This window comes from Streptomyces sp. NPDC030995, from assembly GCF_055571215.1.
The window spans coordinates 277,120-301,692 of sequence record NZ_JBVIFS010000005.1 but is presented as its reverse complement, the minus strand read 5'-3'; the positions used below and the strand labels follow the sequence as shown (position 1 = coordinate 301,692).

The following is a 24,573-nucleotide window of genomic DNA, read 5'->3' as shown; positions in this document are numbered from 1 at the left end:
GGCGACGGCCGCAGCGGGCGCCGCAGCGGGCGCGGCGGCTCAGCCGAACGGCCGGCGCAGCCGCTCGACCAGCCGTTCCCGCAGGTGGTGCCGCCACAGCCAGAGCGGCAGCTCCCGGTGCGGCACGAAAGACCACAGGTCGTCGTCGGCCTCGTTGCCGCGGGGGCAACGGCGCAGCAGTTCCAGACTGCGCCGGTCCACCGTGTGGTGGAGCCGCGCGACATGTGCCAGGGCCACCACTCCCTGCCGGCGGACCTCCCGGTCCGCCGACTCCAGCGCCCTGGCGACCACGGGCAGCACGGCCGCGGGATCGGGGTGGTTGAGCGCCAGCGCGATCACCGCCACACCGACGGACCTCTCTCCGCGTGCGAAGGCCGCCATGACCTGCTCCGGCTGCTCAACCTCGTTCAGGTTCAGGCCGCCCCACCAGTCCGGGCCGCCCGCACCCGCATCACCCTGAGCACCACCCAGGCCGCCCACGCCCACGCCCACGCCCCCGGCCAGGGCCTAGCCCCGGCCGCCGCCGCGGGCCGCCTGCCTGGCGTCCAGCGCGTGCAGCGCCTTCCGGGCCAGCGGCGACGTACGCACCATGTCGGCCAGGGTCGTCGAGCCGCGCGTGATGCGGGCGAAGGCCCGCCACGCCGGACGGAGCCCGGTGATCGCCGCGTGCAACAGCCCCGGCCGGGCCTCGAAGACGGTCAGCATCCGCCGGCCGACCCCCATCTCCACACCCAGCCCGGCCTTCACCGCGAAGGCGTAGTTGAGGGCCTGGCGGCGCGCGTCCACCGCGTCCTGCGCCTCGGAGATCTTCACGGCCCACTCCCCCGCGAGCCGCCCCGAGCGCAGCGCGAAGGAGATGCCCTCCCGGGTCCACGGTTCCAGCAGTCCCGCCGCGTCGCCCGCCACCAGGACCCGGCCGCGCGAGAGCGGGGAGTCGGGCTTGCGGCAGCGGGTCAGGTGCCCGGAGGAGACGGCCGGTTCGAAGCCGGCGAGTCCGAGCCGGGCGATGAAGTCGTCCAGGTAGCGCTTGGTCGCGGCGCCTTCGCCCTTGGCCGAGATGACCCCGACGGTGAGGGTGTCGCCCTTGGGGAAGACCCAGCCGTAACTGCCGGGAAGCGGGCCCCAATCGATCAGCACCCGCCCCTTCCAGTCCTCCGCGACCGTCTCGGGCACGGGGATCTCCGCCTCCAGGCCGAGGTCCACCTGGTCCATCTCGACCCCGACGTGCGCGCCGATCCGGCTCGCGCTGCCGTCCGCGCCGACCACCGCGCGGGCCAGCACCGTCTCCCCGTCGGCGAGCACCACCGCTACGGTGCGCCGGTCGGGCACGGCCGCCCCGTGCTGCTCGACGCGGGCCACAGCCGTACCCGTACGGATGGTGGCGCCGGCCTTCTCAGCCTCGGCGACCAGGCCGGCGTCGAACTCCGCCCGGTTGACGAGCCCGAACAGCATCTGCTTCGAGCGCCGGGTGCGGGTCAGTTTCCCGTCCATCGAGAAGGTGACCGCGTGGATGCGGTCCTTGAGGGGCAGCACGAACCCCGGGGGCAGGGCGTCACGCGAGGGGCCGATGATCCCGCCACCACAGGTCTTGTACCGGGGCAGTTCGGCCTTCTCCAGGAGCAGGACGCGCCGCCCGGCCGTCGCCGCCGCGTACGCGGCCGAGGCCCCGGCCGGTCCGGCCCCGACCACGACCACGTCCCACACCTCGCCGGTGCCCCCGGCCACCTCGTCGCCCGCGTCCCGCACGGTCTGCCCCGCGCCCGCGTCCTCACCCACGCCCGCGCCCGCGTCCTCACCCTCGCCCGCGCGCACGCCTGCGTCTGCCCCTGCGCTCACGCCTGCGTCGTCTGCACCTGCGTCGCGTACGTCGTCGTCGCTGCTCACGATGTGTTGCCGCTCCTGATCACCCGGTTGCTCCGATGCCGGGGAAATCCTACGGCGAGACGCCGCCCCACCCTGCTGTGCGAGGATCGGGACTGTCTTTCGCCGTACCCGGCATACGCACACCCCGCGGATGCGGGCGGCGTACCCAACGAACAACGTCGCACCCAAAAGGAGCGTGCCCATGTCCCAGAATCCGATCGCCGAGACCATCGCCTCGCTGATGCCCCGCGCCAAGCAGGAGCTGACGGAGTTGGTGGCCTTCCAGTCGGTGGCGGACTGGGCACAGTTCCCCCAGAGCGAGAGCGAGGCCGCCGCGAACTGGGTGGTCGAAGCCCTGCGCGCCGAGGGGTTCCAGGACCTGGCGCTGCTCGACACCCCCGACGGCACCCAGTCCGTGTACGGCTTCCTGCCCGGCCCCGAGGGCGCGCCTACCGTTCTCCTCTACGCGCACTACGACGTCCAGCCGCCGCTGGACGACGCCGCCTGGATCTCCCCCGCCTTCGAGCTGACCGAGCGCGACGGCCGCTGGTACGGGCGCGGCTCGGCCGACTGCAAGGGCGGGTTCATCATGCACCTGCTGGCGCTGCGCGCGCTGAAGGCCAACGGCGGTGTGCCGGTGAGCGTGAAGGTGATCGTCGAGGGCTCGGAGGAGCAGGGCACCGGCGGCCTCCAGCAGTACGCCGAGGCCAACCCGGAGCTGCTGACCGCCGACACCATCGTCATCGGCGACGCGGGCAACTTCCGCCTCGGCCTGCCGACGGTGACGGCCACCCTGCGCGGCATGTGCCTGCTCAAGGTGAAGATCGACACGCTGGGCGGCAACCTGCACTCCGGCATGTTCGGCGGCGCCGCCCCCGACGCGCTGGCCGCGCTGATCCGCGTGCTCGACTCGCTGCGCGCGGCGGACGGTTCGACGACCGTGGACGGGCTCGCCTCGGACGCGGTGTGGGAGGGCCTGCAGTACCCGGAGGCCGACTTCCGCTCCGACGCCAAGGTCCTGGACGGGGTCGAGCTGATCGGCGAGGGCACGATCGCGGACCGGCTGTGGGCCCGCCCTGCCGTGACGGTGCTCGGCATCGACTGCCCGCCGGTGGTCGGCGCGACGCCGTCGGTGCACGCGAGCGCGGGCGCGCTGATCAGCCTGCGGGTGCCGCCGGGCGTGGACACCACCGAGGCCATCAAGCTGCTGCAGGCCCACTTGGAGGCGCACACGCCGTGGAAGGCGCGCCTCGAACTCGAGGTGGTCGGCCAGGGCCAGCCGTTCCAGGCGGACACCGACAGCCCGGCGTACGCGTCGATGCGGTCGGCGCTGGAGACCGCGTACCCCGGCCAGGAGATGCAGATCAGTGGCATGGGCGGCTCGATCCCGCTGTGCAACACGCTGACGTCCCTCTACCCGGACGCGGAGATGCTGCTGATCGGGCTGAGCGAGCCGGAGGCGCAGATCCACGCGGTGAACGAGAGCGTGTCGCCGCAGGAGCTGGAGCGCCTGTCGGTGGCGGAGGCCCTCTTCCTCGTCAACTACGCGGAGTCCAAGCGCGGCTGAGCTGCGCATGACGTACGGGTACGCCCAGGGTGCACTCCCCAGTGCGCTCTGGGCGTACTTCGCTCCGGGTGAAGCCGCGTGCCCGGGAAGGTCGGTGGTGCGTACGTTCGACGTATGGATCTTGTCGAAGTGCTACCGAACCGGCTCCACATGCTCCGCTTCCCTATCGGCCAGGCGTACCTCTGGCAGGACGGCGAAGCACTCACCTTGATCGACGCGGGGAACATCGAGTCCGCGGCCGAGATCGAGGGGGCGATCCGATCCCTCGGGCTGGCGCCCGAACGGCTGGAGCGGATCGTCCTCACCCACTGCCACCGCGACCACGTCGGCGCGGCCGGTGAGCTCGCCGCCCGCTGGGGCGCGCTGGTGCTGGCGCACCGCCTGGACGCGCCCGTGATCCGCGGCGAGCGGCCCGTTCCCGAACCGGTGCTGCTGGACTGGGAGATCCCGCTGTACGCGCACGGCATGACCGTCCCCGAGGCCCCGCCGACCCCGGTCGACCGCGAGCTGGAGGACGGGGACGCGCTGGGCTTCGGGGACGGGGCGTACGTGGTCCACGCCCCGGGCCACACGGACGGCAGCATCGGCATCCATCTGCCGCGCCACGGCGTGCTGTTCGCGGGTGACTGCATCGCCGCCGTCGGCCCGCTGATGCTGGGGGTCTTCAACGTGGACCGCGGCCGGGCGATCGACTCCTTCCACCGCCTGGCCGCGCTCGCCCCTTCCCTCGCCTGCTTCGGCCACGGCGATCCCCTGACGGTGGACACGGCGGCCGCGCTGGCCAAGGCCGCGGCCGAGACCCCGGCCTGAGCCCGGTCAGCCGACAGGGATCCCCGCCTCCAGGTACAGGGGGCGGCCGCGTTCGCGGGCGCGCAGGGCCCAGCGCAGGCGTTCGTGGCGGTGCTGCGGGAGGAGGTCGGCGGCCTCGGCCTCGGTGACGAAGCGCCAGGCGCGCAGTTCCGGGCCCGGCAGCCGGAGCCGGGCCGCCGCCTCCTGCGTGAGGCGGCCGCCATCGAAGAGCAGGCGCAGTCCCCCGTACCCGGGGGGCTGCGGCGGCTCCCAGTCGACCACCAGCAGGCCGGGCGCGCGGTCCAGTACGAGGCCCAGTTCCTCGGCGACCTCCCGTACGCCCGCGCACGCCGGCGCCTCGCCCGCCTCGACGACGCCGCCCGGGAACTCCCAGCCCGCCTTGTACGTCGGATCCACCAGCAGCACCCGGTCCTGCTCGTCGAAGAGCAGCACCCCGGCCGCCACCGTCTCCCGCGTGGGCTCCGGGGTCTGGACGATGTCGCAGACCGCGGCCGTCTCCGAGCGGACGGCTTCGGCGATCCGCTGCGCCGTCTCCCGCGGGGTCAGCGCCCCGTTGTCGATGACGTGCGCGTCGCCGGTGAGCCAGCCGAGCGCCTGCTGGTAGACGGGGATGTGGTCGTACGCCCATTGCCGCACCCGGAGGTCCACGGCCGACGGCTCCCCCGGCTCCTCGCGCGTGGCGATCCGCTCGCGAAGGATCGTTTCCGCGGGGGCCAGCAGCACGTGCCGCACCGGTATCCGCCGCGCCGCCAGCCCGCCGAAGATCTCGTCCCGGTACTCCTGGCGCAGCAGCGTCATCGGTACGACGAGCACCCCGCCCAGTTCCGCGAGCATCGCCGCCGCGGTGTCCACCACCAGGCGGCGCCAGCTCGGCAGGTCCTGGTAATCGCTCACCTCCGCCAGCCGTTTGGGCGGCAGCAGCACGCGCAGCGCGTCGCCGATGAACTCCGGGTCGAACAGGGTGCTGTCCGGCAGGATTCCGGTCAGTTCGCGGGCCGTGCTGGTCTTTCCGGCGCTGAATGTGCCGTTGATCCAGACAATCACGTCTACCCCTCTTCCCCATGGCTCGTCCGGAGCCCCCAGTGGCTTGCCCGCACCACCCTGCCACGGAAACCTCACTATCGGCCGAGTGCTTATCCTCAAGGTCACAGCCCCGTCCGAGACCTCCGGAGGATCCACGACCGTGGCCCACAACCGCCGCCCGTCCGAGCCCCGCTACGGCAACCGGCCGACCATGAAGGACGTGGCGGCCCAGGCGGGCGTCGGCCTGAAGACGGTGTCGCGGGTGGTCAACGGCGAACCGGGAGTCACCCCCGAGACGGAGAAGCGGGTCCACGAGGCCATCGAAGCCCTGGGCTTTCGCCGCAACGACAGCGCCCGCGTCCTGCGCAAGGGCCGTACCGCCACCGTGGGCCTGATCCTGGAGGACCTCGCCGACCCCTTCTACGGTCCGCTGAACCGGGCGGTGGAGGAGGTGGCCCGCGCGCACGGGGCGCTGCTCATCAACGGCTCCAGCGCCGAGGACCCGGACCGCGAGCGGGAGTTGGCGCTCGCGCTGTGCGCCCGCCGGGTGGATGGCCTGATCGTGATCCCGGCCGGGGACGACCACCGCTACCTGGAGCCGGAGATCCGGGCCGGCGTGGCCACGGTGTTCGTGGACCGCCCGGCCGGGCGGATCGACGCGGACGTGGTGCTGTCGGACAGCTTCGGCGGCGCCCGGGGCGGGGTCGCCCACCTGATCGCGGGCGGCCACCGCCGGATCGGCTTCATCGGCGACCACCCCCGCATCCACACGGCGACGGAGCGCCTGCGCGGCTACCGCGCGGCGATGACGGACGCGGGCCTCGCGGTGGCCGGATCCTGGGTCTCCCTCGGCTCCACCGACCCCGGCCGGGTCGCGGCGGCGACCCGGTCGATGCTCACGGGCCCGGAGGCGGTGACCGCCGTCTTCGCGGGCAACAACCGCGTGACGGTCACGGTGGTACGGGTCCTCGCGGCGCTGGACCGCCCGGTGGCCCTGGTCGGCTTCGACGACTTCGAGCTGGCCGATCTGCTCCGCCCGGGCGTCACGGTGGTCGCCCAGGACCCGGCGGCGCTGGGCCGGGTGGCCACGGACCGCCTCTTCCAACGCCTGGCGGGGGCCGACCTCCCCCCGTCCCGCATCGAACTCCCGACCCGCCTGATCGCGCGCGGCTCGGGCGAACTCCCGCCGGACGCCTGACGGTCACCGGATCAGCTCGCGCAGCACGGGCACACTGACCCCGGCGGCGGTCAGCCCGGCGAGCACCGAGAGGGCGGCGCCGGTGCCCCCGAGGAAGGTCAGGACGCCGGCCGTGAGGCCGATCACGACCGCGCCGAACAGCACGACGGCGGTGGGCAGGGGCAGGAACGGATCGGGGTCCGGCCGGTTCTGAGGTGTGGTCATGGTCCGATTGCAGCGGACTGCCCGACCCGGCCCCGCACGGGCGGAACAGATCCACCGACCTCGCGATCACCGCCGAACTACGGTGAAAGTCCGGCGGTGTTCGGTGCTGTTCCGACAAGTCCGGGACCGTTCGGCGGATCACGCTCTAGCCTGATGGTCCGAACGGTCCAGGGGGCACGGATGGATGCGCAGAACAGCTTCCAGGAGGAACTGAGCCGCCTCGCGGGCGACTTGCGTGATCTGCGGATCGAGCGCGGCAAGCCCTCGTACCGGAAGCTGGAGGCGCGGGCGGCGAAGTCCCGGACCGGGATCCGGCTGCCGGTGGCGACGCAGAGCGACGCGTTCCGGGGGAGGCGGCTGCTGGGCCTCGACACGCTGATGGCGTTGGTGCGCATCCTGTACGCGTACGACGAGTACGGGCAGGAGATCGACATCCCGCCGCACACCTCCCCGCGGCTGGAACCCTGGCGAAGCCGCTGGCGCACCCTGGCGTCGCTCCAGCCGTCGGCGCCGGGCCGGGTCGAGAAGGCGCCGCCCGCAGCCACCCCGGTGGCCAAGGCGCGGGCGGGGGCCATCGCCGCGTACCGGGCCGGGGCGCGGGCGGCGGCCGCCGCCCGGTCCCGGGAGGCCGCCCCGGCGCCGGCGCCGGCGCCGGCGCCGGCCTCCGTGCCCTCGCCGCTGCCCGGGTCGGCCGGCGCGACCGGGTTCTTGGTGGCCCACCTGCTGACCGCGCCCGCGCCGCAGGCCGGAGGGGCTGTGTTCTCCGCTGACGGACGGCTCCTGGCGACCAGGGGCGACGGGGTGGTGCGGTTGTGGGATCCCGTCCGCGGCCGGTCCGTGCGCGGGATCAACACGAAGGCCCGCAACGTCGCCGCGATGGCGTTCTCGCCGGACGGCTGCACCCTCGCCACGGGCCACGGTGACGGCACGGCGAGACTGCGGGACCTGTCCAGCCCCGCCCCGGCGGGACCCGCCCTGCACGGTCACGATGAGGGCATCGAGGTGGTGGCCTTCTCGCCCGACGGCGGCGTGCTGGTCACCGCAGCGGCTGACGAGAGCGTGCGCCGCTGGAACACGGCCACCGGCGAGCCGGCCGGGCCGCCGCTCATCGGGCACTTCGGGAAGGTCGGGGCGTTGGCCCTGCTACCCGGAGGCGGACTGCTGGCCGCGCTCAAGGGCAGGCACGCCGTCCGGTTGTGGGACCTCATCGCGGGAGCGGGCGTCGGAGAGCCCCTCATCGGGCACTCGGGCGAGGTGCACCGGATGGCCTTCTCCCCGGACGGCCGCCTGCTGGCCACGGCCGGCGACGACGGGGCCCGGCTGTGGGACACCGCCACCGGTGCCGCCGTCGGCGGGCCGCTGGCGGGTCCGGACAGCCTCACCTGGGGGGTCGCGTTCTCCCGGGACGGCCGTCAACTGGCCACCGCCTGCAACGACGGGACCGTAAGGCTGTGGGACCCGGCCACAGGCGCCCCCGTCGGTCCGCCCTTGGCCGGGCAGGACCTGCCGCTTCACGGCGTCGCGTTCTCACCCGACGGGTGCATCCTGGCCGCCTGCGGCGAGAGCGACACCGTGGTCGTCTACCACCGCGAGCCGGAGGTTGCCGCTCCGTCTCCCCGGCAGCTCGGGGCCCGGGCCCTGGCCTCGGCACTACGTCAGGGGCACGCCGTGCCGCTGCCCGCCGTGTCCAGCGATTCCGGGGCGTCGCTGCGGCGGCTCGCCTTCTCACCGGACGGTGGCAGGCTCCTCGTCCGGGCTCAGGACCGGGCGGTCCTGACGTGGGATCCGGTGTCCCGCACCCTGCTGCCCGAGGTCCTGCCACTGGAGGCGGGCCCCCCGTGGGGGCTGGGGTTCCCCGACGAAGGCGGCCCGGCCGTGCTGTGGACTCTGTCGGCGGCCCGTCCCGGGCCGCTGAGCCGTCCCCTCTCGCTCCTGCAGCACGTGGCGTTCGCCCCGGACGGCCAGTGGGCGGCGGTGGTCGACGGGGGCCGCCGCGTGCGCTTCTGGGACGTGCTCACCGGATCTCCGGCCGCCGGGCGGGTGCCCGCCGGCGTGTCCGGCGTCTCCGCCCTGGCCGTCTCTCCCGACGGGCGCAGGCTGGCTGCCGCCGTCAGCAAGAAGGTGGTGCTCTGGGACCCCGCGGACCAGGATCCGTCCGGCTTCGAACTGCCCGCCCACCAGACCGAGATCCGCACTGTGGCCTTCTCACCGGACGGCCGCCTGCTGGCCACCGGTGACATCGGTGGCACGATCCAGATCTGTGCCCCGTCCGCCCACCCGCGCCGCATGCTGCAACTGTCCGGACACACCGGGCCTGTGTGCGACCTGGCCTTCTCCCGGGACGGTCGGCTGCTCGCCAGTGCCTGCTCGGGCGGCACCGTCCAGCTCCGGGACGCGCACTCCGGCGTGCCCACCACCGGCCAGCCTCTCACCGGGCACACCGGCCCCGTCCGGGGCGTCGCCTTCTCCCCCGACGGGAGCCTGCTCGCCTCCGCGGGGGACGACGGCACGCTGCGGTTCTGGGTGCTGTCGGGTCCGGACACGCCGACGGACCGGCCCCGGTAACCCGGGACCGGGCCGTGTGCGCCCGCGTACGAGCGATCAGGCGGTCGCCGTCAGCGTCGCCGAGCGGCGCGGGATCGCGAAGGCGTCCAGTTCCGCGCGGGTCAGGCCGGTCAGGGCGGTGACCTCCTCGGCGCCCACCGCACCGCAGTCGAGGCCGCGGACCAGGTAGCCGGCCAGGGCCTTGGCGGTGGCGGGCTCGTCCATCACATCGCCCTCGATCTTGGCGACGTACGCCTTCAGGCGCGCGGCGGCCGCCTCGAGGCCCTCGCGGTAGAAGGTGAAGACGGCCGCGTAGCGGGTCGGCAGGTGCGCCGGGTGCATGTCCCAGCCCTGGTAGTAGGCGCGGGCCAGGGCCCGCCGGGTCAGGCCGTAGTGCAGCTTCCAGGCCTCGTGGACGTGCTCGGTGGTGCCGATCGGCAGCACGTTCGTCGAGCCGTCGGAGACGCGTACGCCGGTGCCGGCGGCCGCGACCTGCATGATCGCCTTCGCGTGGTCGGCGGCGGGGTGGTCGCTCGACTGGTACGCGGCAGAGACGCCGACGCAGGCGCTGTAGTCGAAGGTGCCGTAGTGCAGGCCGGTGGCACGGCCCTTGGAGGCCTCGATCATGCGGGCGACGGTGGCGGTGCCGTCGGAGGCCACGATGGACTGGCTGGTCTCGATCTGGATCTCGAAGCCGATCCGTCCCGGGCGCAGGCCGCGGGTCGTCTCGAAGGCCTCCAGCAGCTTGACGAAGGCGCTGACCTGCTCGGCGTAGGTGACCTTGGGGAGGGTCAGGACCAGCCCTTCCGGCAGGCCGCCGTGCTCCAGCAGCCCGGAGAGGAAGATGTCCGTGGTGCGGATGCCGCGGTCGCGGACGTTGGACTCCATGCACTTCATGCGGATGCCCATGTACGGGGCGTTGGTGCCGTTGGAGAACGCCTCCGAGACGAGGCGGGCGGCGCGGGCCGCGGCCTGGTCCTCCTCCTCGTCGGAGCGGACGCCGAAGCCGTCCTCGAAGTCGACGCGGAGGTCCTCGATGGGCTCGGAGGCGAGCTTGGCGCGGACGCGGTCGTAGACCGGTACGGCCAGCTCGTCGGAGATGCCGAGTACCTTGGCGAAGGTGGCGGCGTCCGGGGCGTGCTCGTCGAGCGCGGCGAGGGCCTGGTCGCCCCAGGAGCGGATGGTGTCCGCGGCGAAGACGTCACCGGGCACGTAGACCGTGTGGATGGGCTGCCGGGTGCCGGGGTCGCCCGGGTAGTGGCGCGCGAGTTCCGCGTCCACCGGCGCGAGGGAGGCGCTGATGCCCTCGCTGACCGCGCCTGCGAGGCTCGTCGCCACCTTCTCCTGCTGACCCATCGTGCACTCTCCTCTTTTCCGCTTCACGGAAGCTTAGATCCGCATAGCAGAATTTAGTCACGGGGTTCCGCTCCGTCAATGGTCCCCCCGCCGTCCTGGACAAACGACTCGGGGCCGCGCGGTGACAATCACCACACGGCCCCGGAGAAGACGAAGCTGAAGAGAGAAGCGCAGGTCAGCCCTTGCGGACCTTGATCTCCTCGGTCAGCTGCGGGACGACCGCGAAGAGGTCGCCGACCACGCCGTAGTCGACGAGGTCGAAGATCGGGGCCTCGGCGTCCTTGTTGATGGCCACGATGGTCTTCGAGGTCTGCATGCCCGCGCGGTGCTGGATCGCGCCCGAGATGCCGGAGGCGATGTACAGCTGCGGGGAGACCGACTTGCCGGTCTGGCCGACCTGGTTGGAGTGCGGGTACCAGCCGGCGTCGACGGCGGCACGCGAGGCGCCGACGGCCGCGCCGAGGGAGTCCGCGAGCTCCTCGATGATGTGGAAGTTCTCGGCACCGTTGACGCCACGGCCGCCGGAGACCACGATCGCGGCCTCGGTCAGCTCGGGGCGGCCGGTCGACTCGCGCGGGGTGCGGCCGGTGACCTTGGTGCCGGTGGCCAGGGCGCCGAAGGTGACGGCGAGCGCCTCGACGGTGCCGGCGGCCGGAGCGGCCTCGACCGGGGCCGAGTTCGGCTTCACGGTGATGACCGGGGTGCCCTTGGAAACGCGGGACTTGGTGGTGAACGACGCGGCGAAGGCGGCCTGCGTCGCGACCGGACCCTCGTCACCCGCCTCCAGGTCGACGGCGTCGGTGATGATGCCGGAGCCGATGCGGACCGCGAGGCGCGCGGCGATCTCCTTGCCCTCGGCGGAGGACGGGACGAGCACGGCGGCCGGGGAGACGGCGTCGTACGCGGCCTGGAGCGCGTCCACCTTCGGTACGACGAGGTACTCGGTGAACTCGGGGGCGTCGGCGGTGAGGACCTTGACCGCGCCGTGCTCGGCGAGCACCGCGGCGGTGGCGTCGGCACCGGCGCCCAGGGCGACGGCGACGGGCTCGCCGATGCGGCGGGCCAGCGTCAGCAGCTCGAGGGTGGGCTTGCGGACGGCGCCGTCCACGTGGTCGACGTAGACGAGAACTTCAGCCATGGGACTGCTCTCCTGCGATTGCGAAGTGTCTGGGGGCTATGGAAGGGCGGCCGAAGCTCTTAGATGAACTTCTGGCCGGCCAGGAACTCGGCCAGCTGCTTGCCGCCCTCGCCCTCGTCCTTGACGATCGTGCCGGCGGTACGGGCCGGGCGCTGCGCCGCGGCGTCGACCACGGTCCAGGAGCCTTCCAGACCGACCTCGTCGGCCTCGATCTCCAGCTCCTCCAGGTCCCAGGACTCCACCGGCTTCTTCTTGGCGGCCATGATGCCCTTGAAGGACGGGTAGCGGGCCTCGCCCGACTGGTCCGTCACCGAGACGAGCGCGGGGAGGGAGGCCTCCAGCTGCTCGCTCGCGGTGTCGCCGTCGCGGCGGCCGGTCACGGTGCCGTCCTCGACCTTGACCTCGGAGAGCAGGGTGACCTGCGGGACGCCCAGGCGCTCGGCCAGGATCGCCGGGAGGACACCCATGGTGCCGTCGGTCGACGCCATACCCGTGATGACCAGGTCGTAGCCGGCCTTCTCGATCGCCTTGGCGAGCACCAGCGAGGTGGCCATGACGTCGGAGCCGTGCAGGTCGTCGTCCTCGACGTGGATGGCCTTGTCGGCGCCCATCGACAGCGCCTTGCGCAGCGCGTCCTTGGCGTCCTCGGGACCCACCGTCAGGACGGTGATCTCGGCGTCGTCGGCCTCATCGGCGATCTGCAGCGCCTGCTCGACGGCGTACTCGTCGAGCTCCGACAGCAGGCCGTCGACGTCGTCACGGTTGACGGTCAGGTCCTCGCTGAACTGCCGGTCGCCAGTGGCGTCGGGCACGTACTTCACACAGACAACGATCCTCAGGCTCACGCCGGCTCTCCTACCGCATCGTCTTTTCTGGTACCGCCTTATGCAGGCAGCATAGGCGCCTTGTCGGGCGGATCCCGGTCGGGGCGGCCCGCGCTCCGAAGGGAATGTTACTCGTCAGTACACAGTGGGTCCCGCCAAGTCGCAAGGCCGGTCAACTGTGATCTGCCCAACGCCGCCCGAGACGCCCGAGCAGGGACGATTCAGTCACGCAACGCGTTGAAGCGCCCCTGGTGGTACAGCAGGGGGCGGCCCTCCCCGGCCGGGTCCCCGACGACCGCCTCCGCGATGATCACACGGTGCTCGCCGGCGGGCACCCGTGCCACCACGCGGCAGACCAGCCACGCCAGTACGCCGTCCAGCACCGGGACCCCGTGCGGTCCGGCGCTCCAGCCGGTGCCGGGGCCGAAGCGGTCGGCTCCGCTCCGGGCGAACAGACCGGCCAGCTCCCGCTGGTGCTCGCCGAGTATGTGGACGCCGAGGTACTCGCTGTCGCGCACGGCGGGCCAGCTGGAGGCACCGGTGCCGATCGTGAAGGACAGCAGCGGAGGCTCGGCGGAGACGGAGTTGAGCGAGGTGGCGGTGAAGCCCACCGGACGCCCGCCGTCCTGGCCGGTGATCACCGCGACTCCGGCGGCGTGCCGCCGGAATACGGAACGCAGGAGGTCGGGCGAGCCGGGGCGGCCGGCGCCGGAGCGGGGGAACGGGGCGATCGCCGCCGTGGGGACCGTCGGAGCAGTCATCAGGGTTCTGCTTTCTACCGCGGGACGCGCGGGCACTGTCGGGGACCAGGGGCGGGGAGTTCAGTGATCCCGACAGCGCGCGCTCGCGTGGCGGACGAGGTCCACGTGGACCCGTCCGTAGAGCAGGAGTTCATACCGCATGCCGCCAGCCTGGCGATCTCCCGTGGACACAGTCAAGCGAGAACGGACAGATGTCAGGCGCGTCACGCTGCGTGCGGGCGCACGCACCGGCGCGTCCGGCGCCCCGGCAGCGGGCCGGCCGCCGGCCGCGGCGGCCGCGCCGCCCGTCATACGGCGGCCCCCAGGGCGGCGATCACGTCCGCCTTGCGCGGCATCCCGGCCGCCCGCCGGACGATCCGGCCCGCCGAGTCCAGGACGAGCACGGTCGGGGTCTTCTCGATCCCGAGGGCCCGCACCAGGTCGAGCCGGTCCTCGGCGTCGATCTCGATGTGCGCGACCCCGTCGACCATCGCCGCGACCTCGGCCAGGATCCGCCGGGTGGCCCGGCAGGGCTGGCAGAAGGCGCTGGAGAACTGCACCAGGCTGGCCCGCTCCCCCGGCTCCGCGCCCAGTTCCGCGGCGCCCAGCCGGGCCCGCCCGTCTTCCTGCCCGAGCACCCGTGCTCCCGTCGCCGCCTTCGTGTGCGTACATCATCCTCGTACGCTCATACGTGGATCGGAGCACTCCGTGAGCGTGTGACATTCCCGGCGTGACGAGAATCTCGCCGGGCAGGGGCCTCTGGGCTGGCCAGCAGCCCTCGTATGGGGCACGATCCCCATGGTCGCGTACCTACGCTTCCGTAACTTCCGGCCGGGAGCACTTCCCCAGGCAGAAAGCGGGGTCTCCCCAATGGCTGAGCTCGTCTACCCTCCCGTGATCGGCGCGGCGCACGGACTGTTCCGCGCGCTCGACATCCGCATCGACATGAAGGGCACCGAGAACATCCCCCGCAAGGGCGGGGCGGTCCTGGTGTCGAACCACATCGGATACCTCGACTTCATCTTCGCCGGCCTCACGGCGCGGCCGCAGAAGCGCCTGGTGCGCTTCATGGCGAAGGATTCGGTGTTCCGCCACAAGGTGTCCGGCCCGCTGATGCGCGCGATGAAGCACATCCCCGTCGACCGCACGCAGGGTGAGGCCGCCTACCAGCACGCCCTGGACTCGCTGCGGGCCGGCGAGATCATCGGGGTCTTCCCCGAGGCGACGATCTCCCAGTCGTTCACGCTCAAGAGCTTCAAGTCGGGTGCGGCGCGCATGGCGCAGGAGGCCGGGGTCCCGCTGATCCCGGTGGCGCTGTGGGGCACCCAGCGGCTGTGGACCAAGGGACGCCCGAAGCACCTCAAGCGCAGCCACATCCCCGTGACCATGCGGGTGGGCGAGCCGATGGAGGCCCCGGCCGACCAGTTCGCCGGCGCCATCACGCGGCGGCTGCGCGAGCGCGTGCAGGAGCTGCTGGACGCCGCGCAGCGCGCCTACCCGGACAAGCCCAAGGACGCCACCGACTCGTGGTGGCTGCCGGCCCACCTCGGCGGTACCGCGCCGACGGCGGCGCAGGTGCGCGAAGCGGGCTGACCGCAAGGACGCGTTCCCCCCGCGCCGACGGCCCCCAGCACCGCAGCCGGCTCCTGGAGGCCGTCGGCGCGTGCCGTCACCGCGCAGGAGCTGGCCTTGGCCTAGCCGCGCCGAGGGGTCACCACTCCTCGACCACCGACTCGCCCGCGCCGTCGACCTGGACGTGGTTCCCCTCGACGTACGAACCGGTCGCCGGCGGGGGCGCCGGGGCGGTCCGCCGAGCCCGGCCGAGCCGCCGCAGTGTCACCCGCGACTGCCCTCGTACCCGGCGGATGGAGATCTTCGACCCGCCGACGTACTCGGAATCCGGCGGCCCGGGCGCAGTGCCAAGTCATAGGATCAGCATGGCCGTTGCCGCCCGGCGCTGAAACCCCCTCAGTTGGGGTTGTCGGCGTGGGTCAGGGTCTCCCAGGCCTCGAAGTGGTTCTCGGTGCCCGCCGGGCGCCTGCCCTCGGTGAGCCTGCGGGTGTTCTCCATGGTGATGCCGAGCCGGGTGTGCAGGGCGTTGTAGCCGACCTCGGTCGCCGGGCCGATGCCCTTGGTCAGGGTCCCGCCGCACAGCCAGGAGGGCACGGCCGCGCCGAGTTCGTAGGTGGCGTGGAAGCCCAGCGCGTGCCGGAACCGGTCCTTGAACTGCGGGTAGAGGTCGCGTCCTTGGATCCGCGAGGTCTCGGCGACGTGCATGGTCGCGGCGATCCCCATGCCGGTGTGGCCGAAGTCCCGGCAGGTCTCCTGCGCAAGGCCGTCCACGAAGGCGCTCTGGCCGTGCCAGTAGTCGATCAGCTCGCCGCGGGTGTCGATGGACGAACGCGGCGGGTACGCGGGCTGCGCGCCGTCGGAGGCCAGGTAGAAGTAGGCGGGGACGCGGCCGAGGTAGATGCCCATCGCCTTGTCGTAGCTCGCCCGGTCGTCGAGGTGGACCGAGATCCCGACGGCCGCGTCCATCATGATCAGTTCCCAGTTGCCGTTGCTGTTCGGCCGCCCGTTGATCACCTCGGGCAGGTAGACGTCGCGCAGCATGGCCGCGAAGCGGCCCTGGTTCGGCCAGCCGCCGGTGTACGTGTGCTTGATGATCTCGGCGGCGCGCGGCCAGGTGGAGCCCGCCCAGCCGCTCTGGAGCGGTGCGTTGCTGTTGGTGTGGTCCTTGATCTTCGCGGACCAGGCGTCCATCAGCTCGATCGACTTCTTCGCATACCTGGCGTCGCGGGTGACGTACCAGGCGAGCGCGTGGCTGTACGCGGCGATGGCGTCCTCGCGCTCGTCCGAGCACCCGATGTTCGGGTTCGAGTAGGAGCCGCACTCGACGACCTCGCGCGGCTTGGGCGCGCGCGACAGCGACCCGTACTTGCTCGCCAGCATCTGGTCGTACGCCGCCTTCCACGGCTGCCGGTCGGCTTGCACCTGCGTGCGTACGAAGTCCAGTTGGGCGCGGCTGTTGAGGACTCCGGGGTGGGCGAAGGGGGCGGGGGCCGCCGCGGCGGGAGCGGCGGGCGTCGCGCCGACGGGAGCGGGGATCAAGGTCATCGCCAAGCCGAGAGCGAGGGCGGTGAGTCCTGCGGGGATTCCGAAACGCATGGGGGGCCTTCCGGTGGGAGGGGTTCCGGTGGCCCGAAGATACTCATGCTCATGCCAAGCTGACAACGATGTCTGACAAGAAAGTTTCCTATCAGCCTTCGAGCTTCCGGCGTCGGTGGACCGCGACGCGAACGCGCGTGGCGCAGGTGGTGGAGCAATAGCGGCGCGCGCTGCCCGGCCCGGTGGCGAGGAAGAACCGCCCGCAGCCCTCGGCGGCGCAGGCCCCCCAGGCGATCCGCCCGTACTCGGTGAGCAGTTGGGCGAGCGCGAGTGCGCCCGAGGCCAGGAACCAGTCCCCCCAGCCGGCTCCTTCACCCCGGTCGACGTGCAGGTGCCAGGGGTGGCCGTCGTGCCGGGTGAGCCGGGGCCGGGTGCCGCACTCCTCGAACAGTGCGTTGAGCGCCTCGGCCGCGCGGTCCTCGTCGCGCTCGCCGAGCACCGCCGCCATCCGCCGGGCCGCGGCGCGCAGCTCGGCGGCGCTCGCCTCGGGGAACGCCTCCTCGGTGAGGTCGGCGGGGCGCTCCCCGTGCGCCGCGAGCAGCTCCGCGAGGTCGGCGCGCGGCAGTTCGGGGGCCGTGCGGACCGCCTCGGCGAGGTCGATCAGCCGTCGCGCCACCGAGAAGCCCCCTCGGGAGTCCGCCATGCCCCGATCCTTTCCCCATACACCCGAATGACGTAACGTCTTGTCCACCTATCACGTTACACAACGCGGGGGGCCGGAATGGGCGGGTTCGGGCGGTACCTGGCGGCGGCACTGGCGGCGCGGTTCGCCAACGAGGGCATGGGCATGGGCATGGCCGTGGTGCTCCTCGCCTTGGAGCGCACGGGGAGCGCGGCGCACGGGGCGTTCGTCCTGACGGCCTGGCTGGTCCCGAACGTGCTGGCTGCCCCGCTCGCGGGCGCCGCCGCGGCCCGGACCCGCAGACCGCGGCTGTTCCACGTCGGCGCCCTGGCCGGGTTCACGGCCGCCGTGGCGGCCCTGTCCGTACTGCTGGGCCGGGCCCCGGGGGCGCTGGTGTTCGCCGTGGCGGTGCTCGGCGGGACCTGCGGGCCGATGGTCACGGGCGGGCTGTCCAGCCTGGTCACCGGACTGGTCCCGGCGGGCCCCGGGCGCGACCGGGCGTACGGCTGGGACGCCTCCACCTACAACGCCGCGGCGGTCACCGCCCCGGCGGTGGTGAGCCTGGTCGCGGCGACGGTCTCGGCCGGGCCGGCGATGGGGGTCCTGGCGGTGTCCGCGGCGCTGGCGGCGGCGCTGGCCGCGACCCTCGCGTACGAGGACCGGGGCGCGGGCGAGCCCCGGAGCGGGCCCCGGACCGGGGTGGGTGCGGGGCTCGCGGCACTGTGGCGGGTCCCGGAACTGCGGGCGATCACCTCGGCCACGACCCTGGCCTTCGTCGGCATCGGCTCGCTCACCACCACCTCGGTGCTGCTGGCCGCCGGGCTCGGCAGTCCGGGCGCCGGGGGCGTGCTGATGACGGCCTTCGCGGTGGGCGCCCTGGCGGGCTCGCTCACGCTGGGCCGGATGACGTCGGTGGAGCCCGGCCGGCTGGTGCGGTGGTCGCTGGCCGGGACGGGGGTGGCGCTGACGGCGGCCGCGTTCACGCCGTCCGTGGCGGTCACGGCGGTGCTGTTCGCGGTGGCCGGGGTGTGCGACGGGCCACTGCTCACGGCCACGCTCCGGATCCGCGCGGAGTACGCACCGGAGGGGGCGCGGACCCAGGTGTTCACCCTGGGGGCAGGGCTGAAGATGACGGCCGCGTCGGCCGGCGCGGCCCTCGTGGGGCTCGCGGCCGACGCACCCGCGGGGCTGCTGCTGACCGGGATCGCCGGGCTTCAGTTCGCCGCGGCGCTGCTGCACGTACTGACGGCGGGACGCAGGCCCGCACCCGCGAAGGAGGTCACAGGGCCGTCGGCAGGTTTCGCCACAGCTCGGGCCGGTCGGCGGAGCCCTGAAGCGCCTTGAGGGTGGCCGGGTGCGGGGCGGCGTACAGCTCGGGGTAGTCGATCTCGCCGAGCTCCGGGCGTACGGGGAAGGCCAGTCGCTCTCCGTCCAGGCTGAACCGGGCGTCCACGCCGGGCTTGTTGCCGCGCGGGTCCTGGCGCGCCCACCCCTCGGCGCCGGGCAGCCGGAGGGCGACCAGCCCGTGGACCATCGGATTCGTGCCGTCGTCGTCCACCAGGCGCTGGTAGCACAGGCCCGCCGGGATGCCCTGGGCGCGCAGCAGGGCGACGAGGGCGTGGGACTTGGCGTAGCAGATGCCGTTGCGCGTGGCGAGGACGTCGGAGGCTCGCCAGGAGACCCGGAGGTCACCGGAGTCCGCGGAGTGCGGGACGGTGTCACGGACGAACTCGAAGGCGGTTTTGGCGTATGAATATGCGTCGCCGGTGGCGAGCCAGAGAGCGTCGGAGGCTTCCTGCACCAGCGGATGCCAGTGGTCGATCGCCTCATCCGACGCCAGATAGGCGTAAATATCAGGGTTCTGTTGGATCAGCTGCATGCCCCGGAGCATAGCTATACCCCCGACCGTAGATCAATAGATTTACAGTCAGGGGTATAGCTATGCATCAATCGAAGCTACCGTGCCAGCTCTTCCTTCAGCGCCTGGAGGAAGCCGTCCACGTCCTCTTCCTGGGTGTCGAAACCGCACATCCACCGGACGTCACCGGCGGCCTCGTCCCAGAAGTAGAAGCGGTAACGCTTCTGCAGCCGCCGCGACACCTCGTGCGGCAGCCGCGCGAACACCGCGTTCGCCTGGACCGGGTAGAGGATCTCCACGCCGTCCGTCCCGCGCACGCCGGCGGCCAGCCGCTGCGCCATCGCGTTGGCCTGCCGGGCGTTGCGCAGCCACAGGTCCTTGGCGAGCAGCGCCTCCAACTGCACCGACACGAAGCGCATCTTGGACGCGAGCTGCATCGACATCTTGCGGATGTGCTTCATCTGCCGGACCGCGTCCGGGTTGAGCACCACCACGGCCTCGCCGAACATCATGCCGTTCTTCGTGCCGCCGTAGGACAGCACGTCGACGCCCACCGCGTTCGTGAAGGTGCGCATCGGCACGTCGAGCGAGGCCGCGGCGTTGGCTATCCGGGCCCCGTCGAGGTGGACCTTCATGCCCAGGCCGTGGGCGTGATCGCAGATGGCCTTGATCTCGTCCGGGGTGTACACGGTCCCCAGCTCGGTGTTCTGGGTGATCGACACGACCTGCGGCATCGCCCGGTGCTCGTCCTCGAAGCCCCAGGCCTCCTGGTCGATCAGCTCGGGGGTGAGCTTGCCGTCCGGGGTCGGGACGGCGAGCAGCTTGAGGCCCGCCATCCGCTCGGGCGCGCCGCCCTCGTCCACGTTGATGTGGGCGCTCTTGGCGCAGATCACCGCACCCCAGCGGTCCGTCATCGCCTGGAGGGCGGTGACGTTCGCGCCGGTGCCGTTGAAGACCGGGAAGGCTTCCGCGTAGGGCCCGAAGTGGCTGCGGATGACCTTCTGGAGGTGTTCGGTGTAGTCGTCCTCGCCGTAGGCGACCTGGTGGCCGCCGTTGGCGAGCGCGACGGCAGCCAGGACCTCCGGATGCACCCCCGCGTAGTTGTCGCTGGCGAAACCGCGCACCGCCGGGTCGTGGTGGCGCCGGGCGTCGGTCTTCCCGGCATCGGTTCTCACGGTTGCGGAGTGAGCCACAGACGCTGTCCGTTCACATCGATTGCGGACCGCTCCCAGACGCCGGCGATGGCCTCGGCCAGCTCCGTCACGTCGGTGAAGCCCGCGAACTTCGCATTGGGACGCTCGGCGCGCATCGCGTCGTGCACCAGTGCCTTGATCACCAGGATCGCAGCCGCCGCGCCGGGGCCTTCATCACCCCCGGCCTTGCGGAAGGAGTCCGCCATGGCCAGGGTCCAGGCCTCGGCGGCCGCCTTGCCCGCGTTGTACGCGGCGTTGTTGGCGACCGGCGTGTGCGCGCCGGACTGGCTGACCAGGACGAATCGGCCGCGGTCGCTGCGCAGCAGTCCGTCGTGGAAGGCGAGCGAGGTGTGCTGGACCGTGCGGATGAGGAGCTTCTCCAGGAAGTCCCAGTCCGCGAGGTCGACGTCGGTGAAGGTCTTGCTGCCGCGCCAGCCGCCGACGAGGTGGACCAGGCCGTCGATCCGGCCGAATTCCTTCTCGGTCTGCTCGGCCCAGGCCTGGGTGGCGGCCAGGTCGAGCAGGTCGACGGTGTCACCGGTGATCGTGGCGCCGCCGTGGGCGTAGCGTGCCGCGTCCACGGCCTCCGCGAGCCGCCCCGCATCGGCGTCCGATGCGACCACCACCGCGCCCGCCTCGGCGAGGCGGAGCAGGGTGGCGCGGCCGGCGGGCCCGCCGGCCCCGGCCACCGCCACCACCGCTCCGTGCAGCTTTCCGTTGCCGTTCCCGGAGCCGTTCATCTGTGCAGCCTCCTGTGGGCGAGTGCTCACGCGGCGACTCGCTCGGCCTGCTCTGCGTTCAGGGCGGTGATGCCCTTGGTGGAGGCGATCACTCCCTTGAGCTTCTTGGCGAGCGCCTCAAAGAACATGCTGAGCGGAAACTCGTCCGGAAGCACGTCGTCGACGAGCTTGCGCGGCGGCTGCGTCGTGTCCAGGGCGTCGGGGCCCTTGGCCCACTTGGAACCCGGGTGCGGCGCGAGGTACGTCGAGACCAGCTCGTAGGCCTTGAACCAGTGCACCAGCTTCGGGCGGTCGATGCCGGCCCGGTAGAGGTCCTCGATCTCGGCGCACAGCTGGTTGGTGACCTGCGGGGCGCGCATCCAGTCGATCTTCAGCTTGTTGTCCGTCCAGCGCACGACGTCGTGCTTGTGGAGGTAAGCGAAGAGCAGCTGGCCGCCGAGTCCGTCGTAGTTGCGGTTGCGGTCGCCGGAGACCGGGAAGCGGAACATCCGGTCGAAGAGGACGGCGTACTGCACGTCGCGGCCGTGCTCGTTGCCCTCGGACTCCAGCTTCACGGCCTCCTTGAAGGCGGTGAGGTCGCAGCGCAGCTCCTCCAGGCCGTACATCCAGAACGGCTGGCGCTGCTTGATCATGAAGGGGTCGAAGGGCAGGTCGCCGTGGCTGTGGGTGCGGTCGTGGACCATGTCCCACAGGACGAAGGCCTTCTCGCAGCGCTCCTGGTCGGTGACCAGGGCGGCGATGTCGGCGGGCAGCTCCACGCCGAGGATCTCGACGGCGGCCTGGGTGACCTTGCGGAAGCGGGCGGCCTCGCGGTCGCAGAAGATGCCACCCCACGTGAAGCGCTCGGGGGCCTCGCGCACGGCGATGGTCTCCGGGAACAGCACGGCGGAGTGGGTGTCGTAGCCCGCGGTGAAGTCCTCGAAGGTGATGCCGAGGAAGAGCGGGTTGTCGTACCGGGTGCGCTCCAGCTCGGCGAGCCACTCGGGCCACACCATCTTGAGCGCGACGGCCTCCAGATTGCGGTCCGGGTTGCCGTTCTGCGTGTACATCGGGAAGACGACGAGGTGCTGGAGCCCGTCGGCGCGCTCCGCGGCCGGCTGGAAGGCCAGCAGGGAGTCGAGGAAGTCCGGCACCACGAAGCCGCCCGCGGCCCACTTGCGCAGGTCGCTCACGAGCGCCTCGTGGTACGCCGTGGCGTGCGGGAGCATCGGGGAGAGCGTCTCGACGGCGCGGATCACGCGCCCGACGGCCGCTTCAGCCGTGTGCTGGGCGGGAGCGCCCTCGGCCTCGAAGTCGATGGAGCCGTCCTTGGCCTGCCAGGGGCGGATCTCCTCCACGGCGGCCTTGAGCTCGGGCCACGCAGGGTGGTCGACCACCCGCGCCCCGGCGGTTATCGCGGCCCCGCCGATGCCCGGCACAAGAGTTTCCGTCATGTCACTTCCTCCACAGGAGAACCTCACGTCAAGGCAGCGTAAACGTGCGAGGCTCTTCCACTCAAGAGGTAACGCGGGAAATTATCCTGCGTCACCCCCCGCTTCACCGGAAGTCTTCCCGTTCTTCAGGGTGGAATCGATGGCTCCGCCCAGTCGCGCCAAGGCTTCCCGGGCCTCGGGCAGTACGGCGGCCAGCCCCAGGAAGCCGTGGAACATTCCGGGATGGAGGTCGAGAACCGCGGGAATCCCGCTCTCCCGCAGCCTGCGGTGGTACGCGCGCCCCTCGTCCCGCAGCGGATCGCACCCGGCGAGCACCACGTGGGCGGGCGGCAGCCCGGTCAGGTCCGCGCCCAGCGGCGAGGCCAGCGGATCCCCGCCGTCACCCCCCGGCCCGAGGTACTGCTCCCAGAACCAGCGCATGTGCCCGGCGGTCAGGAAACAGCCCTCCGCGTCGGTCCGGTACGACGCGCTGCCCTGTGAGGCGTCCAGGGCGGGATAGACCAGCACCTGGAGCGCGACCGGCGGTCCCCTGTACTCCCGGTGGTCCCGGGCCATCAGCAGCGAGGCGACGGCCAGGTTCCCGCCCGCGCTGTCCCCGGCGACGACCAGGGCGGCCGGGTCCCCGCCCAGCTCGGCGAGGTGGTCGCCGGCCCAGCACAGGGCCGCGTGGGCGTCCTCCAGGGCCGCCGGGAACCGGTGCTCGGGGGCCCGCCGGTAGTCCACCGAAACCACGGCCGCGCCGGCCGCCCGCGCGATGTTCCGCGCGGTGGTGTCGTGGGTGTCCAGGTCGCACAGGACCCAGCCCCCGCCGTGGCAGAACACCACGGTGGGGCGGGGCCCGGGCCACCGCCCGGGGTCGGGCCGGTAGATCCGCACGGGGACGGGCGGTGCGCCCGGCGGGCCGGGAACGCTCCGGTCCAGGACGGATCCGACCCGGGGCGGCTCCACCGGCGGCCGGGGGGCGGCCGCCAGGATGCGACGGGCCTCGTCGGCGTCGGTGACCGCTCCGCCCACGTCCGGGAAGGCGGCGGCGAGGGCGTCGAGGAAGGGCCGGGCGGCGGGATCGAGGCGGGCCGCGGGGGCGACGGGGGCCGCAGGGGCGAGGCGGGCCGCGGGATCGGGGCGGGCCGCAGGGGAATCCGTCATCACAGGCCCCGGAAGTGCGGGATGACCTTCTCGCCCCACTGCCGCAGGGTCTCCAGGCAGGCGTCCTGCTCCACCGTGCCCATCTGGATCAGGCACATGATCTCGTCGGCCCCCGCCTCCCGCAGCCGCGCCACGTAGGCGATGGCGTCGTCGGCGCTCCCGTAGGCGTGGTCGGCGTTGAAGGTGGCCGTGGAGGTCGGCCGGACCGGGATGTCCAGCTCGTGCAGCCGGGCCACCACCTGCTCGGCGGCCTCGCGCATCTGCGCGGCCTCGTCGGCGCCCGCGACCACGGCCTCGTCCGGGATGCCCGCGCCGCCGTACCAGTGGCCGATGGACTGGGCGAAGAACCGCTGCCCGCGGATGCCGATCCGGCGCGCCTCCTCCCGGTCGTCGAGCACGATGGTCGGACACAGCACGGAGAAGTGGTCGTTGACCACGGTGGACACGAACCGGCTCCCGTCCCGCCCGGCGATCGCCTCGTCGTAGACCGACCGCATCCGTGCGATCGACTCCGGTCCGGCGAAGCCCATCACCAGCGCGCCGATCCCGAGCGATGCGGCCTGCACCAGGGTCTCGCCGCGGCTGCACGCCAGGAACAGCGGCGGATGCGGGGTCTGCCGAGGCCTCGGCAGGATCGGGTGCGGGTCGATGTCGATCAGCTCGCCGTGGTACTCCAGCTCCTCCTCCTGCCAGGCCCGGCCGATGATCCGCAGGGCCTCCTCGACCTCCGCCGTGGTGCGGTCCTTGTCCACCCCGCACAGCGAGGTCTCCTGCGCGGTGCCCCCGCGCCCGGCTCCGAGGTCGAGCCGCCCGCCCGAGAGGAGGTCGAGCATGGCGGCCCGTTCGGCGACCCGGACCGGGTGGTTGAAGTTGAAGGGCATGCACACCACGCCGTGCCCGATGCGTATGGTGTTCGTCCTGGCCGCGACCCAGGTCAGGAAGATCTCGGGGGCGGACATGTGTGCGTACCACTTCAGGGAGTGGTGCTCGACGGCCCAGATCCGGTCGAATCCCATGCGCTCGGCGAGCACGGCCTGCTCGACGCAGTCACGGATGACCTGGTGCTCCCGTTCCACCGTCGGGTCGGCAAGCTGAGCTTCGAAGATCACGGAGAATTTCACTGTGCCTCCAGGGTTGCGTCGCGTG

The 24,573-nt window shown here is 72.5% G+C and carries 24 protein-coding genes; 6 read left to right on the top strand and 18 right to left on the bottom strand.

The features are described from left to right. Positions 1 to 39: 39 nt before the first annotated feature. The gene (locus tag ACZ45T_RS11560) at positions 40 to 486 is read right to left on the bottom strand and encodes a hypothetical protein (RefSeq protein ID WP_468439888.1); all 447 of its coding nucleotides are present in this window, start codon (positions 484 to 486) and stop codon (positions 40 to 42) included. A gap of 21 nt (positions 487 to 507) precedes the next feature. Then, positions 508 to 1,746 (bottom strand): geranylgeranyl reductase family protein, encoded by a 1,239-nt coding sequence (locus ACZ45T_RS11555; protein WP_468440056.1) that lies wholly within the window; start codon positions 1,744 to 1,746, stop codon positions 508 to 510. Between the two features lie 319 nt (positions 1,747 to 2,065). On the opposite strand from ACZ45T_RS11555, the gene ACZ45T_RS11550 reads away from it, so the two are divergent. Further along, positions 2,066 to 3,430: a M20/M25/M40 family metallo-hydrolase gene (locus ACZ45T_RS11550; RefSeq protein WP_468439886.1), complete on the top strand. Its 1,365-nt coding sequence runs from the start codon at positions 2,066 to 2,068 to the stop codon at positions 3,428 to 3,430. Between the two features lie 114 nt (positions 3,431 to 3,544). Further along, a complete protein-coding gene (locus ACZ45T_RS11545; RefSeq protein WP_468439884.1) occupies positions 3,545 to 4,240 on the top strand; it encodes an MBL fold metallo-hydrolase in 696 nt (231 codons plus the stop codon). A 6-nt stretch (positions 4,241 to 4,246) separates the two neighbouring features. Here ACZ45T_RS11545 and ACZ45T_RS11540 read toward each other — a convergent pair whose 3' ends face one another. Next, positions 4,247 to 5,284, bottom strand: a complete 1,038-nt coding sequence (locus ACZ45T_RS11540) for an NUDIX hydrolase (protein ID WP_468439882.1) — start codon at positions 5,282 to 5,284, stop codon at positions 4,247 to 4,249. Positions 5,285 to 5,474: 190 nt separating this feature from the next. Between ACZ45T_RS11540 and ACZ45T_RS11535 the strand changes: the two genes are divergently transcribed. Beyond that, the gene (locus ACZ45T_RS11535) at positions 5,475 to 6,461 is read left to right on the top strand and encodes a LacI family DNA-binding transcriptional regulator (RefSeq protein WP_468440054.1); all 987 of its coding nucleotides are present in this window, start codon (positions 5,475 to 5,477) and stop codon (positions 6,459 to 6,461) included. A 3-nt stretch (positions 6,462 to 6,464) separates the two neighbouring features. Here the strand turns inward: ACZ45T_RS11535 and ACZ45T_RS11530 are convergent, their stop codons facing one another. Continuing rightward, positions 6,465 to 6,665, bottom strand: coding sequence for a hypothetical protein (locus tag ACZ45T_RS11530; protein WP_468439880.1), 201 nt, complete (start codon positions 6,663 to 6,665; stop codon positions 6,465 to 6,467). 180 nt (positions 6,666 to 6,845) lie between these two features. Here ACZ45T_RS11530 and ACZ45T_RS11525 point away from each other — a divergent pair, with 180 nt between their 5' ends. Beyond that, complete coding sequence (locus ACZ45T_RS11525; protein ID WP_468439878.1) at positions 6,846 to 9,230, top strand: WD40 repeat domain-containing protein; 2,385 nt, start codon at positions 6,846 to 6,848, stop codon at positions 9,228 to 9,230. Between the two features lie 36 nt (positions 9,231 to 9,266). Here ACZ45T_RS11525 and ACZ45T_RS11520 read toward each other — a convergent pair whose 3' ends face one another. The 5 genes from ACZ45T_RS11520 to ACZ45T_RS11500 all read right to left on the bottom strand — a co-directional run bounded on the left by ACZ45T_RS11520 (position 9,267) and on the right by ACZ45T_RS11500 (position 13,905). Further along, positions 9,267 to 10,565: a DUF6986 family protein gene (locus tag ACZ45T_RS11520; protein WP_468439876.1), complete on the bottom strand. Its 1,299-nt coding sequence runs from the start codon at positions 10,563 to 10,565 to the stop codon at positions 9,267 to 9,269. Between the two features lie 175 nt (positions 10,566 to 10,740). Continuing rightward, positions 10,741 to 11,703: an electron transfer flavoprotein subunit alpha/FixB family protein gene (locus ACZ45T_RS11515; protein ID WP_366868670.1), complete on the bottom strand. Its 963-nt coding sequence runs from the start codon at positions 11,701 to 11,703 to the stop codon at positions 10,741 to 10,743. Positions 11,704 to 11,762: 59 nt separating this feature from the next. After that, positions 11,763 to 12,548, bottom strand: coding sequence for an electron transfer flavoprotein subunit beta/FixA family protein (locus ACZ45T_RS11510; protein WP_468439873.1), 786 nt, complete (start codon positions 12,546 to 12,548; stop codon positions 11,763 to 11,765). A gap of 200 nt (positions 12,549 to 12,748) precedes the next feature. Next, entirely contained in the window at positions 12,749 to 13,288 is a 540-nt protein-coding gene (locus ACZ45T_RS11505) for a flavin reductase family protein (RefSeq protein ID WP_468439871.1), read from the bottom strand. A 287-nt stretch (positions 13,289 to 13,575) separates the two neighbouring features. Beyond that, positions 13,576 to 13,905, bottom strand: coding sequence for a TlpA family protein disulfide reductase (locus tag ACZ45T_RS11500; protein ID WP_468439869.1), 330 nt, complete (start codon positions 13,903 to 13,905; stop codon positions 13,576 to 13,578). Between the two features lie 232 nt (positions 13,906 to 14,137). On the opposite strand from ACZ45T_RS11500, the gene ACZ45T_RS11495 reads away from it, so the two are divergent. Continuing rightward, positions 14,138 to 14,860 carry a lysophospholipid acyltransferase family protein gene (locus tag ACZ45T_RS11495; RefSeq protein WP_468439867.1) on the top strand — a complete coding sequence of 241 codons (723 nt, stop codon included), beginning with the start codon at positions 14,138 to 14,140 and terminating at the stop codon, positions 14,858 to 14,860. Positions 14,861 to 14,978: 118 nt separating this feature from the next. On the opposite strand, the gene ACZ45T_RS11490 is transcribed toward ACZ45T_RS11495, so the two are convergent. From ACZ45T_RS11490 to ACZ45T_RS11480, 3 genes are all read right to left on the bottom strand, one after another. Next, positions 14,979 to 15,107 (bottom strand): hypothetical protein, encoded by a 129-nt coding sequence (locus tag ACZ45T_RS11490; protein WP_468439866.1) that lies wholly within the window; start codon positions 15,105 to 15,107, stop codon positions 14,979 to 14,981. Positions 15,108 to 15,235: 128 nt separating this feature from the next. After that, positions 15,236 to 16,435, bottom strand: coding sequence for an alginate lyase family protein (locus tag ACZ45T_RS11485; protein ID WP_468439865.1), 1,200 nt, complete (start codon positions 16,433 to 16,435; stop codon positions 15,236 to 15,238). Between the two features lie 91 nt (positions 16,436 to 16,526). Further along, complete coding sequence (locus ACZ45T_RS11480; protein ID WP_468439864.1) at positions 16,527 to 17,078, bottom strand: CGNR zinc finger domain-containing protein; 552 nt, start codon at positions 17,076 to 17,078, stop codon at positions 16,527 to 16,529. Between the two features lie 78 nt (positions 17,079 to 17,156). On the opposite strand from ACZ45T_RS11480, the gene ACZ45T_RS11475 reads away from it, so the two are divergent. After that, positions 17,157 to 18,401, top strand: a complete 1,245-nt coding sequence (locus ACZ45T_RS11475; protein WP_468439863.1) for an MFS transporter — start codon at positions 17,157 to 17,159, stop codon at positions 18,399 to 18,401. On the opposite strand, the gene ACZ45T_RS11470 is transcribed toward ACZ45T_RS11475, so the two are convergent. From ACZ45T_RS11470 to ACZ45T_RS11445, 6 genes are all read right to left on the bottom strand, one after another. Beyond that, the gene (locus ACZ45T_RS11470; protein WP_468439862.1) at positions 18,337 to 18,936 is read right to left on the bottom strand and encodes a transglutaminase-like domain-containing protein; all 600 of its coding nucleotides are present in this window, start codon (positions 18,934 to 18,936) and stop codon (positions 18,337 to 18,339) included. The two genes, ACZ45T_RS11475 and ACZ45T_RS11470, sit on opposite strands and share 65 nt — an antisense overlap. A 77-nt stretch (positions 18,937 to 19,013) precedes the next feature. Further along, complete coding sequence (locus ACZ45T_RS11465) at positions 19,014 to 20,108, bottom strand: threonine aldolase family protein (RefSeq protein ID WP_468439861.1); 1,095 nt, start codon at positions 20,106 to 20,108, stop codon at positions 19,014 to 19,016. Beyond that, entirely contained in the window at positions 20,087 to 20,848 is a 762-nt protein-coding gene (locus tag ACZ45T_RS11460) for an SDR family NAD(P)-dependent oxidoreductase (protein ID WP_468439859.1), read from the bottom strand. The genes ACZ45T_RS11465 and ACZ45T_RS11460 overlap by 22 nt, the downstream gene beginning before the upstream one ends. A gap of 26 nt (positions 20,849 to 20,874) precedes the next feature. After that, complete coding sequence (locus tag ACZ45T_RS11455) at positions 20,875 to 22,281, bottom strand: DUF6421 family protein (RefSeq protein ID WP_468439857.1); 1,407 nt, start codon at positions 22,279 to 22,281, stop codon at positions 20,875 to 20,877. Positions 22,282 to 22,362: 81 nt separating this feature from the next. Further along, entirely contained in the window at positions 22,363 to 23,427 is a 1,065-nt protein-coding gene (locus tag ACZ45T_RS11450) for an alpha/beta hydrolase (RefSeq protein ID WP_468439855.1), read from the bottom strand. Continuing rightward, entirely contained in the window at positions 23,427 to 24,548 is a 1,122-nt protein-coding gene (locus ACZ45T_RS11445; RefSeq protein WP_468439853.1) for an LLM class flavin-dependent oxidoreductase, read from the bottom strand. Before ACZ45T_RS11445 ends, ACZ45T_RS11450 begins: the two co-directional genes overlap by 1 nt. Positions 24,549 to 24,573: the final 25 nt, after the last annotated feature.

Excerpts from the sequence above, each read along its gene's own strand:
- ACZ45T_RS11535 (WP_468440054.1), top strand. The coding sequence starts at position 5,475 with ATGAAGGACGTGGCGGCCCAGGCGGGCGTCGGCCTGAAGACGGTGTCG.
- ACZ45T_RS11495 (WP_468439867.1), top strand. The coding sequence starts at position 14,138 with ATGGCTGAGCTCGTCTACCCTCCCGTGATCGGCGCGGCGCACGGACTG.
- ACZ45T_RS11460 (WP_468439859.1), bottom strand. The coding sequence starts at position 20,848 with ATGAACGGCTCCGGGAACGGCAACGGAAAGCTGCACGGAGCGGTGGTG.
- ACZ45T_RS11505 (WP_468439871.1), bottom strand. The coding sequence starts at position 13,288 with ATGACTGCTCCGACGGTCCCCACGGCGGCGATCGCCCCGTTCCCCCGC.
- ACZ45T_RS11515 (WP_366868670.1), bottom strand. The coding sequence starts at position 11,703 with ATGGCTGAAGTTCTCGTCTACGTCGACCACGTGGACGGCGCCGTCCGC.
- ACZ45T_RS11485 (WP_468439865.1), bottom strand. The coding sequence starts at position 16,435 with ATGCGTTTCGGAATCCCCGCAGGACTCACCGCCCTCGCTCTCGGCTTG.
- ACZ45T_RS11545 (WP_468439884.1), top strand. The coding sequence starts at position 3,545 with ATGGATCTTGTCGAAGTGCTACCGAACCGGCTCCACATGCTCCGCTTC.
- ACZ45T_RS11470 (WP_468439862.1), bottom strand. The coding sequence starts at position 18,936 with ATGCAGCTGATCCAACAGAACCCTGATATTTACGCCTATCTGGCGTCG.
- ACZ45T_RS11520 (WP_468439876.1), bottom strand. The coding sequence starts at position 10,565 with ATGGGTCAGCAGGAGAAGGTGGCGACGAGCCTCGCAGGCGCGGTCAGC.
- ACZ45T_RS11450 (WP_468439855.1), bottom strand. The coding sequence starts at position 23,427 with ATGACGGATTCCCCTGCGGCCCGCCCCGATCCCGCGGCCCGCCTCGCC.
- ACZ45T_RS11475 (WP_468439863.1), top strand. The coding sequence starts at position 17,157 with ATGGGCGGGTTCGGGCGGTACCTGGCGGCGGCACTGGCGGCGCGGTTC.
- ACZ45T_RS11550 (WP_468439886.1), top strand. The coding sequence starts at position 2,066 with ATGTCCCAGAATCCGATCGCCGAGACCATCGCCTCGCTGATGCCCCGC.
- ACZ45T_RS11530 (WP_468439880.1), bottom strand. The coding sequence starts at position 6,665 with ATGACCACACCTCAGAACCGGCCGGACCCCGATCCGTTCCTGCCCCTG.
- ACZ45T_RS11455 (WP_468439857.1), bottom strand. The coding sequence starts at position 22,281 with ATGACGGAAACTCTTGTGCCGGGCATCGGCGGGGCCGCGATAACCGCC.
- ACZ45T_RS11525 (WP_468439878.1), top strand. The coding sequence starts at position 6,846 with ATGGATGCGCAGAACAGCTTCCAGGAGGAACTGAGCCGCCTCGCGGGC.
- ACZ45T_RS11480 (WP_468439864.1), bottom strand. The coding sequence starts at position 17,078 with ATGGCGGACTCCCGAGGGGGCTTCTCGGTGGCGCGACGGCTGATCGAC.